Consider the following 16,745-nt stretch of genomic DNA (forward strand, 5'->3'; position numbering starts at 1 on the left):
GGTCAGGCAAAGGAAGGCGACGGCACGGGGGCCGTTTCGCCGGGACGCTCGACATGCGGCGCGGACGCCAGCAAGGTGCGGGTGTAAGGATGCTGGGGGTTGCGCAGGACGTCTTCGGTGCGGCCTTGTTCGACAACCACGCCGCGTTGCAGGACGATCACACGCGAACAGAGATAACGGACGACGGCCAGGTCGTGCGAAATCAGCAGCAAGGCTACGTTGTGCGACGCCCGCAGCGACAGCAGCAGCTCCATGATTTGTGCTTGCACCGAGACATCGAGGCCCGAGACGATTTCATCGGCGACGATCAGGCGCGGAACATCACACAAGGCGCGCGCGATATTGACGCGTTGTCGCTGGCCGCCGGACAACTGTGCCGGATAGCGATCGGCAAGTTCCGGTGCGAGGCCGACTTCCTCCAGCAAGGCGAGGGCGCGACGTTCGCGATCGACGTGCAGATGCGCGCGTTGCGCGAGCGGCTGCGTCACGATATCGCCAAGACGACGACGCGGATTCAGGGCCGCGCGCGCATCCTGGAAAATCATCTGGATCGCGCCGATACGTCGCTGCCATTCGGCGCGTCCCGCACCCAACACCTGATCGTCGAGTTGAATCGTGCCGCTGCTGAGCGTGTCGAGCCCCATGACGAGGCGGCCGAGCGTGCTCTTGCCGCTGCCGCTTTCGCCGACGATGCCGATGAATTCGCCCGGCGCGATATCGAGATCCAGCGGCGCGAGCGCGAGCGGCGCGACGCTGCCGTCCTTCGGCGCCGCGCCCACGGCGGTGTAGCGCTTCGATACGCCGCGCAATTGCAGAAAGGGTCCCATCGGGCGCCGTTCGATACGATCGCCATCCGATGACAACGGTCGCGTCGTGCCGGCGTTGGCTGCAATGACGGGCCGCAGGCAACGCGACATCGACGCGCCAGTATCGATCATCGGTACCGGCGCGATGCGGCAGGCGTCCTCTACACGGGGGCAGCGCGAGGCGAAACGACAACCGGCGATCGTAGCGAACGATTCGAATCCCGGCATATGGCCGCCTAAGGGCACCACGCGGACCGCGGGTCCTTTCAGCGGCGGATTGGCGCGCAGCAAGGCTTGCGTATAAGGGTGGCTTGGGTGATTCACCACCTGCTGCGCGGTGCCGCGCTCGACGATATCGCCGGCGTACAGCACCGCGATATCGTCGCAGGCGAATCGGGCGAGCCCGAGATCGTGGGTGACGAACAGGATGCCGGTGCCGCGCTTGGCCTGCATCGCGCGCATCAGATCGACGACATGCCGCTGTGTCGTCACATCGAGGGCGGTTGTGGCCTCGTCGGAGATCACCAGCTCCGGGTTGCTGGCAAACGCCATCGCGATGGCCACGCGCTGACACATGCCGCCGGACAATTCGAACGGGAAACGGGTCAGCAGTATTTCGGGATCCGGCAGCAGCACTTCCGTCAAGGCGTCCAGCGCGCGCTGGCGCCGTGCGCCGGAGGGCACGCCGAGCTGCCCCAGGTGTAGCGCGAACTGCTTGCCGATCGACAGCGTGGGATCCAGCGCCGTGGTCGGTTCCTGGGGAATGTAGGCGATGCGCCGTCCCAACAGGGCACGATGCGCGGCGGCCGGCATCGATAACAGGTTCTCGCCGGCGAAGGTCAGCGTGCGGGCCTTTGTCTCGAATTGCGGTGGGATCAGTCGACCGAGCACGCGTCCGAGCATGCTCTTACCCGCGCCGGACTCCCCGACCAGACCGAGCGTGCGGCCTGGGTTCAAGGTCAGCGTCACGTCGCGCAGCAAGGCCACGCCGTCCCGTTCGAGGTGCAAGCCGTCGATCTGCAACAGGGCGCTCATCGCGTGGTCTCCGCGATCGACGCGGGCGCGGCACCGGTGCCGGCGTGGGGGCGGTGTTTGGCGCCGTTCCGGCTCAGCAGACGCGCATCGGTGGCGCGGCGCAGTCCTTCGCCGAGGAAGGTGGTGGCCAGGACGGTGACGACGATGCACGCGATCGGCGCGATCAGCCCCCATGGCGTGGTGAAGACGTTCGCCAGTCCGTCGGCGATCATGCTGCCCCAGGTCGGCGTGCCCGGTTCGGCGGACAGCCCGACGAAGGACAGGCTGCATTCCGCCACCACGGAAATGCCGATTTCCAGGCTCATCAGCGTGATCAAGGTCGGCATCATATTCGGTACGACGTCCCGGGCGATCGTGCGGATCGTGCCGGCACCGGCGATACGTGCCGCGGCGACATATTCGCGGCGACGGATCACGGCCACTTCTGCCCGCAGCACGCGACAGAAGCGCGTCCAGTCGACGAACACCAGCGCGATCACGACGTTGACGACGCTGGGCGACAGCGCAACCATCAGAATCAAGGCCAGTACCACGGCCGGAAACGACATCCACGTCTCGACGACGCGCATGATGACCCAGTCGGTGCGGCCGCCGCGCCAGCCGGCCAGCAACGCGAGCGTGCCGCCGACGAGGGCAGCGCCGATCGGCGCGATGCAGCCGACGAACATCGCGACGCGTGCGCTGTAGATCGTCAGGCTCAAGATGTCGCGACCGAGCGAATCCGTGCCCAGCAGATGGCCGGGCATGCCGCCCGCGGCCCAGGCCGGCGGCAACAGCGTGTTCACCAAATCCTGCTGATCCGGGGCAACCGGTGCGAGCCAGGGTGCGAAGAGCGCCATGCAGGCCACTCCCAACAACACGAGGGCGCCGAGTACGACGCGGGGTTCGCGAACGAGGCGAGACAACATGGCGCTCATGAGGCACTCCGCAAACGGGGATTCCACATCAATTCGAGTGCATCGACGAGGGCGTTGACGATCTGGACGACCAACGCATACAGCAAGGCCAAGGCCTGGATGGTGGGCAGATCATGCGCGCCGATCGCAGAAATCATCACATTGCCGATGCCCGGCATGCCGAAGACCTTCTCCACCAGCAGCGTGCCGCCGATCATCAGGCTGACCTGTATGCCGAAGACATTCAGCGTGGGCAGCGCGGCATTACGCAATCCATGCCGCCAGAGAATGTCGCGATCGGACAGACCGCGCAGTCGGGCCGCGGTCACATAGTCGTCGGCGTACACTTCCAGCAGCGACGAACGCAGCAGGCGCATCAAGGGCGGCGCGATACCGAGTGCCAAGGCGACGCAGGGCAGCACCAGATGCCACAGCGCATTACCGAAGGCGGCGAACTGGCCATCGATCAGCGCATCCAGCAACAGGAAGCCGGTGTGATGCGCCACCGTATAGCGGCCATCCAGCGGACCGACGAAGGGCAGCCAGCGCAGTCCGATGCCGAAGGCCAGCATCAGCAGAATGCCCCAGAGAAAATCCGGTATCGACATGGCCAGACCGTTGGCGACTTCGGCCACCTGCTCGGTTTTCGTATCGCGCCGGAGAAAGGCAAAAATACCCGCGCCGACACCGGCGAGCACGCCGAGCACCAAACCGCCGGCCAGCAACTGCAAGGTGGTCGGCAGCGCATTCAGGATCAACGTGCCCACCGACTGACCGGTCTGCAGCGAATGGCCGAATTGTCCCCGCACGATCTCGCCGAGCCATTGCAGGTATTGCACGGCGATCGGCCGATCGAGCCCGAGCGTATGGTGCATGGCCAGAACGTCGGCCTGGCTGGCATTGGGCGGCAGCAGCATCGCGACGGGGTCGGCGGGTAGCAGACGCAGTACGGTGAAGACGACAACCGATACCGCCAGCATCGTCGCGACACGTCGGAGCAGGCGCAGCGCGAAACGCCGCGCGCGGCGCCAACGGGCGGCGCTCCGGGCGGCCGCCTCGGCGCCCGGAGATAGCGAGGCCTGCAATGCCCCCTCGGGGCCGGCGACGGCGCGGGCATGGCTACCGTGGGCCTTATTGGACTGCGTCAACATGATGTGTCCCCATCGACGTGGACCTGCGAGAGGTCGCGGGTAAACCGCGGAGCGGACCTCATGCCGTCACTCACCCTGCGGTGACGACGTCGATGGAAGCGAGCTTGGCTTGCGCGCCTTCGAGCTTGCCACGCGCCACGCCCGCTTCTTTCACGCGCTCACGCGCCGCGTGATAGCGCGGCACGAGCCAGGCATTCAACTCCTGTTGCGCGCGTTCCTGCCAGGAGTAGCGTCCGCGGATCGCAAAGCGCGACTGCAGTCCCTTTTGCACGAGTTCGTCGACATGCAGATCCTGCGCGACGATGTCGGAGACCGCGCTGAAAGACATCTCGACACGCTTTTGAAACAGCGGATCCTTCATCGCGCCCGGCGCGTACAGCACGCCTTGATCCATGTGATGGGTGCCTGCCGCATCGGCACGCAGGATCATGTAGATCACGCTATCGACGGTGACGACCAGGGACAGCGTGGGCGGCACATTGGCGAACAGCATCCGATTGCGTTCTTCGCTCGTCAGTTTCGGAAACACCGGGAACAGCGCTTTCTGCGTCGGATTGAACGCGGCATCGGGGTGAATCGTGCCGTTGAAGCGGTAGTAGCCGGCCGTATCGTCCGGCAGACTGTCGGGGAACGACGCCAGCGCGCTCGGCACGAAATCGTGCAAGGGGCCGTGATGCAGCCGGTTGGCATGATAGCCGTCGTTGTTGTTCTCGAACATGACCTTCCAGTTCCACGGAAAATGTGCGGCTTCCGGGGGACGCGGCCCTTCGGCGCGATCGAGTTCGAAGTTGGCCAGCACCGGATCGAGGGCGGTCAGGCGCGGTGCCAGCGGCGCGGCGGCCTTGTCGAAGTTGACGAAGATAAAGCCTTGCCAGATTTCGACCAACAGCGTGGGCAGACAGAACGCCTTCTTGTCGAAGCCTTCGGTGGCATCCATCGCCGGCGCGGCGATCAGATCGCCGTCGAGCGAGTAGGCCCAGTGGTGATACGGACAGAGGAAGGCGCGGGCATTGCCGCTGCCTTCGGCGACGAGCATGGCGCGATGCTGGCAGACGGCCGACATCGCCTTGACTTCGTTACGGGCATTGCGCGCGATCAACAACGGCTCGTTGATGATCGTCGTGGTGAAGTAATCGCCGGGTTTGGCCACCCAGTCCGCGCGCCCGACACAGAGCCATTCGTGATTGAAGACCGCTTCTTTCTCGAATTCATAGAAAGCGGGATCGGTATAGCACTGGGGCGGCAAGGTCTCGGCCTGGCCGACCGGCAAGGCGCTTGAGTCCAAACCCGCGAAAAACGCGTCATCGAATGCGAGCGGCACCAGGGGGAGAACGGAATTCGGCTTCATGACAATGTCTCGTATTGCGTAGGGTGATCGTGTTGCGCGGCAATCAGGCCGACCAATAATCCGGGAGCATCCAGCCGCTGAGGAACGGCGTGTAATTCACGGAATGCTTGTACGCCGCCGTGGCGATGCCCTGCAGCAACGGCAATGCATAACCTTGCTCCACCGCCCAGCGATGGAAGACTTTGTAACCGGCGATGCGCTTCGCTTCGTCGGTCTGCGTCGTGAGCGGGTCGAGGTAGGCCGAAATGTCCGCGCTACGCCAGACGGCGAACGGTCCTTTCGGGTTCAAATAGCTGCCGGCTGACAATTCCGGATCGCCGCTGCCGTTCTGCCACATCCAGAGCACCGGGCCGGCCAGCGTGCCGGCGGCGGCTTGCGTGAAGAACTGGACCGGCTCGATGACGGTCAATTGCGCGTCGATGCCGACCTGTTTCCACATCTGGACAATCGCGCGAGCCATGTCGAGGTCGCCGGGATAGGCGCCGTTCGTGGCCAGGAAGGGCAGCTTGACCGGTTTGGCCGGACTGAAGCCGGAGGCCGCCAGCAAGCTTGTTGCAAGGGCCGGATCGTGTGCGAAGGTGTATGACGGATCATAGGCCGGCGTGCCCGGTGCGGCGGGCGTCGATTGCGGCTTGGGCACGTCGCTGAAGAAGGCGCGGGCAAGGGCGGCTTTGTCGATCGCATGATGCATCGCGAGGCGAACGTTTTTTTCTGCCGTCGGGCCGGCGTTGATCATGTGAATCAGATAGGTGTCGCTGGTCGGCGTCACCTTGCTGGCCAGACCGGGCGACGTACCCAAGCGCACGGTCTGCTTCAGCGGCAGACCTGCCGCGAAGCCGCTTTGGCCGGCCTGTACCGCGGAGATCCGGGCGGTCGAGTCCTTGACCACCTGAAATACGACATCGCGAATCTTCGGCGCGCCGCGCCAATGCTTGTCGAAGGCGGTCAAGGTGATGCGCGAGTCGGGCTGATAGTCGGTCAGGCGATAGGGGCCCGAGCCGACCGGCTTGGCGATGAAACCGTCTTTGCCGACTTTCTCGAAATACCTGCGCGGCATCAGATAGCCGCCCAGATAGGCGAGGTAGGCCGGCGCCGAGACCATCGGCGCCTTGAAGTGCATGACGGCCTTCGTCGGCGTCGGCGTCTCGATCTTCTCCAGTGCCCACCACACGCCGCCGACCTGCAAGGTCTTATCGGCATGCAGGCGGTCGAAGTAGGTGAACTTGAAATCGTCGCTGCTTGCCTTGTCGCCGTTGTGGAAATACACATCGTCGCGCAGGTCCAATTCGAGCACGGTACCGGCTGCGTCTTGCCAGCGCCATGCCGTGACGAAGGCCGGCGACAGCGCGCCTTTCTCATCGATGTCGAGCGCGGCATCGAAGACGCAGCGATAGATCGAGATCGGATTCGGCGCGACGCGGACCAGCGGATCCCACGAGGGCACGTCGACCGGGAAGGCAATCGTCAGCGGCGCGTCGGCCGCCTGTGCGTTCGTGCTGGCGCCCAGTCCCGCGGCCAGTGCCGCAGTGCCGGCCATGCCGCCCAGCAGGCGCTGGCCCGTGAACAGGGTATCGAACAGCGGCGTGCCAACGGCAGCACTGCTGCCCAGCATCTGAAGAAAATGTCTACGGCTTGTCATGGAGGGCCTTGTGTCTGGCTTTGTCGATCGATGGCCGGCCCGCTATGCCACGACGGGCATGCGCGGTGTGGGCCATGTGCGCGAACCTAGAATAAGCAGCTAAATTTCCGACGTCTTGTCGTCACGTGCACGGCATGCCTCCCGGTAGGCGGGAGGCATGCGGCATCAGAAGCGGTGGATCATGGCGATCCGCGAGACGATCTGCGTCTGCGTATTGGACGGCAGCGAGTAGAAGCCGGCGCCTTGGTTGGCATCGACGCCCGAAGACGCACGCAGATAGGTGACGTTGGCGTAGAACGACGTCCGCTTGGACAGGTAGTATTGCGCGCCGAGTGTCGGTTGATGCCAATGCGCACCGGCGAACGTCGTGTATTCCCAGCCGCCGATCAGCAGCACATCGGGCGCCGGCGCGTACATGGCACCCGCTTCATACACATTCATCGTGGCGCTATTGCTGCCGTAGCGGAGGTTCGTCGAGGTGAAGTTGCCGACGACGGTGACCTTGCCTATCTGATAGCTGGCGCCCACGGCCGCTGTCGAATCGCGGTCGACGGTGAAGGGGGTCGTGTAATAGAGATCGTTCACGCTGCCGTCTGCATTTCGGGTCGCGACGGTCTGGCCGAGGAATTGCGTGACGCCGATCTGCGCGTAGGGATAAATACCGACGTTGTACAGGCGCGTATAGACGGCCCCGGTACTGAAGCCGCCGTGCGTGTAGGCGATCGAGCCGCTGTACGAGCTGTTTCGATGGAAATTCCCGGCGGTATTGCCGAAGCCGTACATCGCGCCGAACGTCAGGCCGCTGTAAGACTTGCTCATATACTTCACCGAGTTGGGCACTTGAACACCGGAGATGCGGTCGAAGTTGCCCATATGCCCCGAGTACACGCTGGCATAGCCATTGACGTTGAACGGCGTGATCGTATCGAAGATGAAATCGTATTGATTGCCGAAGGTCAACGTGCCGTACTTATCCGATGACAGGCCGACGAACGCCTCGCGGCCGAATTCGGCGCCGTTCTGGCGCAGCGCGCCGGTGCCGAGTGCGAAGCCGTTCTGCAGATCGAAGATCGCTCTCAAGCCGCCGCCCAGGTCTTCGCTGCCTTTCAAGCCCCAGCGATTGCCGAAGTTCGCACCGTCTTCGAATTTGAACTGATGGTTGCCGCTCTGATTGCTGACATAGGTGATGCCTGCATCGATGATGCCGTACAGCGTAACGTTGCTTTGCGCATGCGCCACGCCTGCGCCGCCCAAGGCCATCATGGCCGCGAAGATCGCGCGGGTCAGCGTGCCGCGCATCGGGCGTTGCGCCCTGATTGACGCCCATTGGCGAGGCGTCGTGTATGCGTCTTGGACCTGCGGACGGGCATCGCTGAATCGCACAAGGGTGTGCGCGTTGCGAGCCGGGCTTGCCTTATTCATGGTGTTTCCTGTCGCTGTGCCGTGGGGGCAAAATGGGGAGAGTTCATCAACCTTGGACATCGCGCTGAAACACGCTTATGAGCGTTCGCGTGGCGCAGAACAGAACGTACCCGACCATATTCGGCGGAAGTTGTCCGGGCACGCGCGCAAACTTGATCTTTTGCCGAAGCACGGCCCGAAGGCGCCGCGCGCGGTATTTTCGAGACAAATTGTGCCGATTTCGTGGGCCGCCTAGTCCATGGCGTCAATCGCGCATGGAAGCTGCCGAGCGGATTCCATGGCAGGATGGAGGTCGAACGATAAGACGAAGGAGACGCCACCCATGCTGCGGTTTGCCGCCAATCTCAGCTTCCTCTACCCCGATCTGGATTTTCTCGATCGCTTTGCCGCAGCCGAGCGAGACGGCTTCGCGGCCGTCGAATATCTGTTTCCGTATGCCTACGAGGCATCGGTCCTGACCGATCGGTTGCAGCGCTGTCATCTGCAGCAGGCGCTATTCAATGCGCCTCCAGGGGATTGGGCCGCAGGCGAGCGGGGTATCGCGGCGCTGGCGGGCCGGGAGGATGCGTTCAAGGCCGGTATCGATCTAGCGCTGCGGTATGCCGAGGCATTGGGTAATCGGGTCATTCATGTCATGGCCGGCATCGTGCCGGACGCGGCGCCGGGCGCGTCGGCGGCGGCGCGCGATATTTATCTCGAAAATCTGGCCTATGCGGCCGCCTTGGCGGGTGTCGAGGGCCGCGTGATCCTGATCGAACCGATCAATACCCGTGACGTTCCCGGCTACTTTCTGAATTACCAGGCCGATGCGCTGGCGGTCTGTCGCGACGTCGGCAGTCCCCATTTGAAGGTGCAAATGGACCTGTATCACGCGCAGATCATGGAGGGCGACCTCGCCATGCGTCTGCGCGGCATGGCCGACGCGATCGGCCATATTCAGATTGCCGGGGTGCCCGATCGCCACGAGCCGGATCGCGGCGAGGTCGATTACGACTACTTGTTCTCCGTGATCGAGGCGCTCGGCTATGGCGGCTGGATCGGCTGTGAATATCGCCCGGTAGGCGACACCTCGCGTGGCCTCGATTGGTTGCGCACCCTCCGTGCCGCGGGACGGGCAGACGGCCCGGCGCAAACGGACGCTCTGGCGGTTCAAGTCGCCAGTGCCTTGGGTGGACTCGGCGTATGAGGTGTTTGCTCGGGATGGTCCTTTCCGTGGGGACGTTGGGCTTGGCTGCGTGTTCGCCGGTGGGCGCGCTGAATGCGTTGACGCCTCGCCACACTTATGTCTTGCAAAGCGATATTGCGTATGGGAGCGTGGCGCGGCAACGGCTCGACGTCTACGTTCCAAGGCAGGCAGCCGGAACGGCAAACACCGCATCGACGGCCGTGGCCGGGTCGTCACCGACAGGTGACGACCCTGCGCGCGGGGTCTCCCGGCTGACATCGTCATCGATGCCGATCGTCGTATTTGTTTATGGCGGCAGTTGGCAGAATGGGGATCGTGCCGATTATCGCTTTGCTGGCGAAGCGCTGGCATCGGCCGGCTTTGTGACGGTCATCCCCGATTATCGTGTCTATCCTGAAACGATTTTCCCGGGATTCGTCGAGGATGCGGCGGCGGCGGTCGCATGGGCGCGCGCGCATGCCGCCGATTACGGCGCGGATCCGCGACGCCTGTTTCTGGTCGGACATTCGGCGGGCGCCCAGATCGTCGCCCTGCTTGCGACCGATAATCGCTACCTTCACGCACAGGGGCTGGATAAATCGATGATCGCCGGTTTGGTCGGCCTGGCCGGACCTTACGATTTCCTGCCTTTGCAAGACGACACGCTAAAGAAAGTTTTCCCGCTCGATCGCCGCGAGGCGAGTCAGCCGATCCACTTTGTCGATGGTCGGGAGCCGCCGGTTTTTCTAGGCGTCGGCAATGCGGACAAGACCGTGGACCCAGGAAACACCGAGCGCTTCGCGGCACGCCTGGAACAGGCGGGTGACCGCGTGACCGTGCGTCATTATCCGAAGTTGAACCACGCGCTGACGATCGGCGTCGTGGGGGCGCCGTTGCGTTTCCTGGCGCCGGTGCGTCGGGACGTGGTGTCGTTCATTCGGCAGACTTCAGCGGCCTTGCCTTGAGGCGGGGCGCGCGACATCGGGCGGGATATCGGCGTTTTTTGCAGCGAGGCGGGACCGGCGGTGGTCGCCCGGCGTGCGATTAGCGGTGGAGCGCCAGATCGATGGTTTCATCGACCAATGTCAGGATCTGTTCGTGCGTCGGATCGGCATGGGGGTCCGTGGCACGGGCCGCGCTCGATGCGGAGGCCGCCGTGTCGTGCTGCGACGGTGCCGTCGCGAGCCCGCTCGGGTCATGGAACAGTCGCTGCAGGCGCGCTTTCAAAGCGATCAGATTGGCGCTGAGGCGCTGCATCGATTCATGGGTCGCTTCCACACGGGCCAGGCCGTCTTCCGCGTCGGTGTCTGCGGCGTGGGTCGGTGCGACGTCTGTTACCGGTTCGTAAGCCGCCGCGACGCGACTCGCCGGCGCCGCGACGCTCGCCGTCGCGCCGGCGTAGGCTGGGGTGGCGTCGAGCATGCCTGGCAGGGCGCAGATCGGCGCGCCTTCGACCGAGGACGCCGCCGAGTTCAGCAAGGACTCCAGCGTGCGTTTGAGCGTATCGTTCTCACGTCGTTGGCGTTCGATGTCTTCGGTTAGCGCCGTCGCCGTTTCGCGTTGGGCGAGCAGTTCCTGTTCGATTTTCAGTCGGGCATGGTCGAGCGCCTGGGTCGCGACCGCGTGCTGGTGCACGGCGCGTTCCAACTCGCCGGTCCGGCTGTGCAGCTGTCCTTCGAGCGTATGGGTCATGCGCCGCAGAAAAGCGGTCCGCGCATCGAAACGCGAGACCAGCAACGTCACCGCCAGGATCATCAGTGTAAGCACGATGACGGTGGTCGCCAGCCACTGCATATTCGTGCCACGCGCCGCGCCGCAGACCGCGCCCGGCAAGAAGTGCGCGGCGCTCATGCCGACGTAGTGCATGCCGGTGATGGCCAGGCCCATGATGACGGCAGCTCCCAGGCGCTTGGCGACCAGGTGCCGACGCGTTGCACTGGTCAGCGCATTGGCGATCCAGAGGGCGGCGGTGGACGCGGCGATGGCGATCACGAGCGACTCCGCGACACGCAGCGGATCGTATTCGATGCCGGGCTGCATGCGCATGGCGGCCATGCCGGCGTAGTGCATGCCCGCGATACCGCAGCCCATTAGCACGCCACCCACGCCGATGTGCACCGGCGAGAGGTCCGGGCGAATCACGACGTGGAGGGCGAAATACGACACGATGATCGCCAGAACGAGCGACGCCGCGGTGATGGTCAGGTCATAACCGAGCGGTATCGGTAACGAGAAGGCCAACATGCCGACGAAATGCATCGACCAGATGCCGATACCCATCGCCGTGGCGCCTGCCGCGAGCCAGGCATGCTTTACCCGTGGGCGTTCGAGAAACGAGATGAACGCCGTCAAGTCGAGGACGGTGTACGACGCCAGCGAGGCGATAATCAGAGACAATACAACCAGCGTCGGACTAAAGGTTCCAACCATGATGCGTGCGTATCCGGTGGCCGTGCAAAAATAAGAGATAACGGAGGGCGAAAAAAACGAACCTTTTTCGCCAATTTCTATAATGACTTAAAGCGCGATTGCGTTGATTAGAAGATTCACGTAAAACAAGCGTTTATATAGATTTAACGGTATCTCGCCATGATCGTAAATTGTCTTGCCTATGCGCCACATCGTCCCCCGCGCCCGGTGACGATGGATGGCATCAGCGATGCGTTGTGCGACAAGGACACGTTTGTATGGCTCGGTCTGGCCGATCCGAGCGATGAGGAATTGCGCAAGGTTCAAGAGGAGTTCGGGCTGCACGAGTTGGCGATAGAAGACGCGCAGACGGCAAACCAGCGCCCGAAAATCGAGTCGTATGGCAACTCCTTGTTTATCGCGCTGCGCACCGTGCAATTGGTCAATGGCGAAATCGAGCAAGGCGAAGTGCATTTGTTTGCCAGTCCGCAGTGCGTGATCACGATCCGTCATGGCAAGGTTCGTTCGTTCGCCCCAGTACGCGAACGTGCCGAATCGGCGAAACATCTGCTCGATAAAGGTGCCGCCTATGTGTTGTATGCCATCCTCGATTTTGTCGTCGACCAGTACAGCGAAGTCGCCACGGAACTCGAGGCACGGTTCGATGCGCTGGAAGGCCAGATTTTTACCGATCAATTCGACGGTCGCGCCATCGAAAGACTGTACGACATCAAATCGCGGATGGTCGATCTGCGCGGCGCGGCGATGCCGGTGGAAGGCATCTGTAGTGAACTGATCCGTCTACACGAGGACCTCGTCTCGAAAGAGTTGCGCGCCTATTTTCGAGACGTACAGGATCATATCGCACGGGTGGTGGACACCGTCGATGTGGTTCGTGAAATGCTGACCACGGCGATCCAGGTCAACTTGGCCCTGGTGCAGGTGTCTCAAAATGAAATCGTCAAACGTCTGGCGGGGTGGGGCGCGGTGCTGGCCGTGCCAACCATCGTGTTCAGTCTATATGGCATGAATTTCAAATCGATGCCGGAGTTGGACTGGGCCTGGGGCTATCCGGTCACGCTCTTCGGCACCGTTATCGGTTGCGCGGTAATGTATTGGCGCTTCCGCCGCGCGGGCTGGCTCTAGCGATAGCGGCGCGCATCCCGAGGAAAACGGGGGGATAGGCACGGCGTTTGCGACATCTTGCTTACGAAAAACGCTTGTTTTCGACAAATTTCTGCTCTTTTCTGCGATGACGCCGTAGCAAATGCGCGTTATCGCGCGGCAGATGTTTCGATTCCAGCGTGCAATGTGCACTGAACCGAGAGACACCATGGCCAGCCCCGACACCGCCTTCCGCACCCCTTTCGACCGAATGATCGCTTCGCTGCATGCAGGCCGGGACGCGCGGCACGCGTTTAAGGACCGCTGCCGCCAGGAGGTGGACGCCCTCGCGCGAGCGGTGGAATCGCGGCTCGGCGCACCGGATGGGGCGATCCACGTATTGGATCGGAACGGCGTGACCGGTGACGACGCCGTGATTGCGTCGGAGGAAAATCCGGGGCGCATCCAGTTCACGTTGTCGATGCCGATCGAACATGATCTCGAGTTATTGGCAGATCCGCGAATCGCCGTCGAGCGCGTGCCCCATCAGGGCCAGGTCAGCATCGATATCGGCGGGAACTTGGTGCTCGCTGAATGTCTGACGGATCCACGGTGTGTCGATGCGGTATGTGCCGCAATGGAGCGCTCGGTATCGGTGGAGGCCGAAAAGTGGCAGCCTGCGACGATCGGCGGTCCGGATCCGGCTCAATGCCTTAACGCCTCTGCCGAGGAAGCAACGGCGGCGAGCGACGCAGAGGCGAGCCGGAAACGTTCGCCCGCCGCGACCTTGCTCAGGGCGGCAATGCCTTCCTTGTTACAGCGCTGACTTTCCGCCACGAGGCCTCGTCGATGCCCCTTGAACGACCGCTGTTGAACCGCACCTTGCCCCTGAGCGGACTTGGGGGGAACGAAGCGTATTGCCTGAATTTGAAAGGGTTTACGCCGGGCCAGATCGTGGTGGGAAACAGCGTCCAGTCGATGGGGGCCTTTGCTAATCTTGGCGCGGCCGTTCGTAATCTGGCGGGTGGCGAGATCGTCGAAGTTACGCGCGCCATTCACGATGGTCGCCAAGCCGCACTGGTGCGCCTCGACGCCGAGGCACAGGCGGTGGGTGCCTCTGGCGTCACCGGCGTCTCGTCGGCGTTGACGACATTCGAGGGGCATACCGAGTTTCTTTCCATCGGTTCCGCAGTGCACCGGCCCGATGGGGCCTTCTTTACCTCCTCCTTCGACGGCAAAGAGCTATACAGTTTGCTGGATGCCGGCTATGAAGCGCGCCGATTCGTCTTTGGCAATATTGCCTATGGCATCGGGATTGGCGGCGGCATCATGGCCCGCCTCAAACGGCTTGCGCGGGGCGAGATTCGGGAGCTGAGCGGCATTGTCAACGCAACGCGTCACAAGGCGCTGGCGCGGATGATGGAGGAGACGCGCGCTGCCGGTGGCAATGCCGCGCTCGGTGTGCGCATCACGCTGCGACCCTTTGCCAATACCCACGAAATGTTGATGACCGGTACCGCCGCCTGGCATCCCGATCTCACCGACGGCGCGCCGGTCAGCTCCGATCTGCCATGCGACGAGATGTGGAGCCTCGCGAAGGTCGGTTACGTACCGCTGAAAATCGTCATGGGCTGTGCGGTCTATAGCGTCGGCGTGGCCGGCAATGTGTTATCGGCGGTTCGCTCGATGGCGCGCGGCGAGCTGGGTAATCTCACGTCGCTGGTCTACGATGCCCGCGAACACGCCCTGTCATTGATGGAGGCGGAGGCACGGGAGGCCGGTGCTGACATCGTCATGGGCACGGATCTGCATATCAATGACATGTCCAATGGGGTAATCGAGTTTCTTGCGATCGGCACGGCAATGAAAAAACGCATTATGGCGGTGGCGTCGGATATTTTGCCCGCGCAAGCGATCCTCCACAATCGAGAATCGGACATCAATCAGGCTGTCCGCGGCGCGTGATGGACTGATCGCACAATCGGTGCGGGATACGCAATGGGGGCGCTGGAAACGGCGTAATCCCCGCCAAATCCACATCATCCCCGGCGATTTCTTCAAGAAGCGCTAAAATATGCCGTTTTTGCCTTGATTTTTGACCTTGCGACTGTGCCGACAGTGTGAAAGCGGTGCGCGTAGTGTGTGCGGGTCGGAATCGGGACAAGTCAGGGATGGTGATTGCGGGTTATGTTGGAATCGAATCGGGTTTTACGCCGGCGGGACATTGTCGCGCTGGGTTTCATGACGTTTGCTTTATTCGTCGGCGCCGGAAATATCATTTTCCCGCCATTGATCGGCTTGCAGGCGGGCACGGAATACGGCACCGCTGCGGTCGGCTTCCTGTTGACGGGCGTCGGACTGCCGATCCTGACCATCGTGGCGATGGCGCGAGCCGGCGGGACGCTGGATAAGCTGAGCAGTCCTTTAGGCCGCGTGGCGGCGCGCGGGCTTGCGGTCATCTGCTATTTGGCCGTCGGCCCTTTGTTCGCCACGCCTCGCACCGCGACGGTCTCTTTTGCGTTGGGCATCGTGCCCTGGACCGGCAACGGGACGACCTCGTTGTTCGTGTATAGCGTCGTCTATTTTGCGGCGGTCCTCGGCTTATCGCTTTACCCCGGGAAATTGCTCGATATCGTGGGCCGCGTTCTGGCGCCGGTAAAGATCGTCGTGCTCGGGATTCTGGCCGCGTCGGCGCTATTCGTCGTCGCGGGTCGCCCGGGTATGCCGACACCGGAGTATGTGTCGAATGCGTTGACGAACGGCTTTACAAACGGCTATCTGACGATGGATACGCTGGGCGCGATGGTATTCGGCATCGTGATCGTCAATGCAATGCGCTCGCGCGGCGTCACCGCACCGCGCGCGCAGACGCGGTATGCCACCATTGCCGGCGTGATCGCCGGGGTCGGACTGGCGCTGCTCTATCTGGGCCTCTTCAAGCTGGGCGCGGAAAGCCGTACGCTGGTGCCGTCGGCGACCAACGGGGCGCAGATTTTGGATGCCTATGTGTCACACGCCTTCGGTAGCGGTGGCATCGTATTACTGACGGTTCTGATCACGCTTGCCTGTCTGGTGACGGCGGTCGGTTTGACCTGTGCCTGCGCCGCCTATTTCAGCGAGTGGCTGCCGATCGGCTATCGTCCGATGGCCATCGGGTTGTCGCTGTTTGCCCTGCTGGTGTCCAATCTCGGCCTCGATCAGTTGATTGCCTTCTCGGTGCCCGCGCTGACGGCGATCTATCCCCCCTGCATCGTGCTGGTCGTGATGAGCTTTACCTTCGATTGGACCAAGTCGCCCAGCCGTGTGCTGTGGCCGGTCATGTTCGTGACCGCGGTGATGGGCTGCCTGGACGGCTTGCATAGCGCGCACCTGTCGGTGCCGCTGTTGAGCCGGTGGGCGACATCGCTGCCCTTTGCACAATCGGGGCTTGGCTGGTTACTGCCCGCGCTGACGGTATGGGCGCTGGCATGGGCCTATGACGCATTGGCGGGGCGCGCGCGGGTCGCCGACGGCGTGTAGGGATCGGCGCCGGCGTCACGCCGCTTAGGCCGAATGGGCAGTCGGCATCGGGCATCGCGGTATGTGCCCAATGCCGTTGCCGCTGTCGATCGAATCCGATATGTCGCCGCGCGATTCAATCGATCCGCGTGGCGCACGCCGTCGTCGTTTAGCCTTCGTCTCATTTCTGGATCGATGCTGTGACGCTGTCCTTTTTTTATGAGAGATTAGAAGTCCTCTCTATAAATAGGCACTGATTTATATGTCTATTC

Annotated in this window: 13 protein-coding genes; 6 read left to right on the forward strand and 7 right to left on the reverse strand. The window is 62.8% G+C overall.

Annotation, left to right across the window (positions count from 1 at the left end; translation table 11 throughout):
- Nucleotides 1–2: 2 nt before the first annotated feature.
- The 6 genes from ABEG21_RS19855 to ABEG21_RS19880 all read right to left on the reverse strand — a co-directional run bounded on the left by ABEG21_RS19855 (nucleotide 3) and on the right by ABEG21_RS19880 (nucleotide 8,174).
- Complete coding sequence (locus ABEG21_RS19855; protein ID WP_347557143.1) at nucleotides 3–1,841, reverse strand: ABC transporter ATP-binding protein; 1,839 nt, start codon at nucleotides 1,839–1,841, stop codon at nucleotides 3–5.
- Entirely contained in the window at nucleotides 1,838–2,758 is a 921-nt protein-coding gene (locus ABEG21_RS19860) for an ABC transporter permease (RefSeq protein ID WP_347557144.1), read from the reverse strand. The genes ABEG21_RS19855 and ABEG21_RS19860 overlap by 4 nt, the downstream gene beginning before the upstream one ends.
- The gene (locus ABEG21_RS19865; RefSeq protein WP_347557145.1) at nucleotides 2,755–3,888 is read right to left on the reverse strand and encodes an ABC transporter permease; all 1,134 of its coding nucleotides are present in this window, start codon (nucleotides 3,886–3,888) and stop codon (nucleotides 2,755–2,757) included. Before ABEG21_RS19865 ends, ABEG21_RS19860 begins: the two co-directional genes overlap by 4 nt.
- Nucleotides 3,889–3,958: 70 nt before the next feature.
- The gene (locus ABEG21_RS19870; RefSeq protein ID WP_347557146.1) at nucleotides 3,959–5,236 is read right to left on the reverse strand and encodes an SRPBCC family protein; all 1,278 of its coding nucleotides are present in this window, start codon (nucleotides 5,234–5,236) and stop codon (nucleotides 3,959–3,961) included.
- 43 nt (nucleotides 5,237–5,279) lie between these two features.
- Nucleotides 5,280–6,875: an ABC transporter substrate-binding protein gene (locus ABEG21_RS19875; protein ID WP_347557147.1), complete on the reverse strand. Its 1,596-nt coding sequence runs from the start codon at nucleotides 6,873–6,875 to the stop codon at nucleotides 5,280–5,282.
- 165 nt (nucleotides 6,876–7,040) lie between these two features.
- The gene (locus ABEG21_RS19880; protein ID WP_347558093.1) at nucleotides 7,041–8,174 is read right to left on the reverse strand and encodes a porin; all 1,134 of its coding nucleotides are present in this window, start codon (nucleotides 8,172–8,174) and stop codon (nucleotides 7,041–7,043) included.
- Between the two features lie 445 nt (nucleotides 8,175–8,619).
- On the opposite strand from ABEG21_RS19880, the gene otnI reads away from it, so the two are divergent.
- Nucleotides 8,620–9,483 carry a 2-oxo-tetronate isomerase gene (gene otnI / locus ABEG21_RS19885; RefSeq protein ID WP_347557148.1) on the forward strand — a complete coding sequence of 288 codons (864 nt, stop codon included), beginning with the start codon at nucleotides 8,620–8,622 and terminating at the stop codon, nucleotides 9,481–9,483.
- Nucleotides 9,480–10,427, forward strand: a complete 948-nt coding sequence (locus ABEG21_RS19890; RefSeq protein WP_347557149.1) for an alpha/beta hydrolase — start codon at nucleotides 9,480–9,482, stop codon at nucleotides 10,425–10,427. The genes otnI and ABEG21_RS19890 overlap by 4 nt, the downstream gene beginning before the upstream one ends.
- 79 nt (nucleotides 10,428–10,506) lie before the next feature.
- Here the strand turns inward: ABEG21_RS19890 and ABEG21_RS19895 are convergent, their stop codons facing one another.
- A complete protein-coding gene (locus ABEG21_RS19895) occupies nucleotides 10,507–11,892 on the reverse strand; it encodes an MHYT domain-containing protein (protein ID WP_347557150.1) in 1,386 nt (461 codons plus the stop codon).
- A 159-nt stretch (nucleotides 11,893–12,051) separates the two neighbouring features.
- On the opposite strand from ABEG21_RS19895, the gene corA reads away from it, so the two are divergent.
- The 4 genes from corA (at nucleotide 12,052) to brnQ (ending at nucleotide 16,494) form a co-directional block, all read left to right on the forward strand.
- Entirely contained in the window at nucleotides 12,052–13,017 is a 966-nt protein-coding gene (gene corA, locus ABEG21_RS19900) for a magnesium/cobalt transporter CorA (RefSeq protein WP_347557151.1), read from the forward strand.
- Between the two features lie 187 nt (nucleotides 13,018–13,204).
- The gene (locus tag ABEG21_RS19905; protein ID WP_347557152.1) at nucleotides 13,205–13,801 is read left to right on the forward strand and encodes a hypothetical protein; all 597 of its coding nucleotides are present in this window, start codon (nucleotides 13,205–13,207) and stop codon (nucleotides 13,799–13,801) included.
- 23 nt (nucleotides 13,802–13,824) lie between these two features.
- On the forward strand, nucleotides 13,825–14,940 hold the full coding sequence (locus ABEG21_RS19910) for a heavy metal-binding domain-containing protein (RefSeq protein ID WP_347557153.1): 1,116 nt from the start codon (nucleotides 13,825–13,827) through the stop codon (nucleotides 14,938–14,940).
- A gap of 222 nt (nucleotides 14,941–15,162) precedes the next feature.
- Nucleotides 15,163–16,494: a branched-chain amino acid transport system II carrier protein gene (brnQ, locus tag ABEG21_RS19915; protein WP_347557154.1), complete on the forward strand. Its 1,332-nt coding sequence runs from the start codon at nucleotides 15,163–15,165 to the stop codon at nucleotides 16,492–16,494.
- Nucleotides 16,495–16,745 lie beyond the last annotated feature (251 nt).

The sequence above is a fragment of the Robbsia sp. KACC 23696 genome, assembly GCF_039852015.1.
GTDB lineage: Bacteria > Pseudomonadota > Gammaproteobacteria > Burkholderiales > Burkholderiaceae > Robbsia.

Excerpts from the sequence above, each read along its gene's own strand:
- ABEG21_RS19855 (WP_347557143.1), bottom strand. The coding sequence starts at position 1,841 with ATGAGCGCCCTGTTGCAGATCGACGGCTTGCACCTCGAACGGGACGGC.
- ABEG21_RS19860 (WP_347557144.1), bottom strand. The coding sequence starts at position 2,758 with ATGAGCGCCATGTTGTCTCGCCTCGTTCGCGAACCCCGCGTCGTACTC.
- ABEG21_RS19865 (WP_347557145.1), bottom strand. The coding sequence starts at position 3,888 with ATGTTGACGCAGTCCAATAAGGCCCACGGTAGCCATGCCCGCGCCGTC.
- ABEG21_RS19870 (WP_347557146.1), bottom strand. The coding sequence starts at position 5,236 with ATGAAGCCGAATTCCGTTCTCCCCCTGGTGCCGCTCGCATTCGATGAC.
- ABEG21_RS19875 (WP_347557147.1), bottom strand. The coding sequence starts at position 6,875 with ATGACAAGCCGTAGACATTTTCTTCAGATGCTGGGCAGCAGTGCTGCC.
- ABEG21_RS19880 (WP_347558093.1), bottom strand. The coding sequence starts at position 8,174 with ATGCGCGGCACGCTGACCCGCGCGATCTTCGCGGCCATGATGGCCTTG.
- otnI (WP_347557148.1), top strand. The coding sequence starts at position 8,620 with ATGCTGCGGTTTGCCGCCAATCTCAGCTTCCTCTACCCCGATCTGGAT.
- ABEG21_RS19890 (WP_347557149.1), top strand. The coding sequence starts at position 9,480 with ATGAGGTGTTTGCTCGGGATGGTCCTTTCCGTGGGGACGTTGGGCTTG.
- ABEG21_RS19895 (WP_347557150.1), bottom strand. The coding sequence starts at position 11,892 with ATGGTTGGAACCTTTAGTCCGACGCTGGTTGTATTGTCTCTGATTATC.
- corA (WP_347557151.1), top strand. The coding sequence starts at position 12,052 with ATGATCGTAAATTGTCTTGCCTATGCGCCACATCGTCCCCCGCGCCCG.
- ABEG21_RS19905 (WP_347557152.1), top strand. The coding sequence starts at position 13,205 with ATGGCCAGCCCCGACACCGCCTTCCGCACCCCTTTCGACCGAATGATC.
- ABEG21_RS19910 (WP_347557153.1), top strand. The coding sequence starts at position 13,825 with ATGCCCCTTGAACGACCGCTGTTGAACCGCACCTTGCCCCTGAGCGGA.
- brnQ (WP_347557154.1), top strand. The coding sequence starts at position 15,163 with ATGTTGGAATCGAATCGGGTTTTACGCCGGCGGGACATTGTCGCGCTG.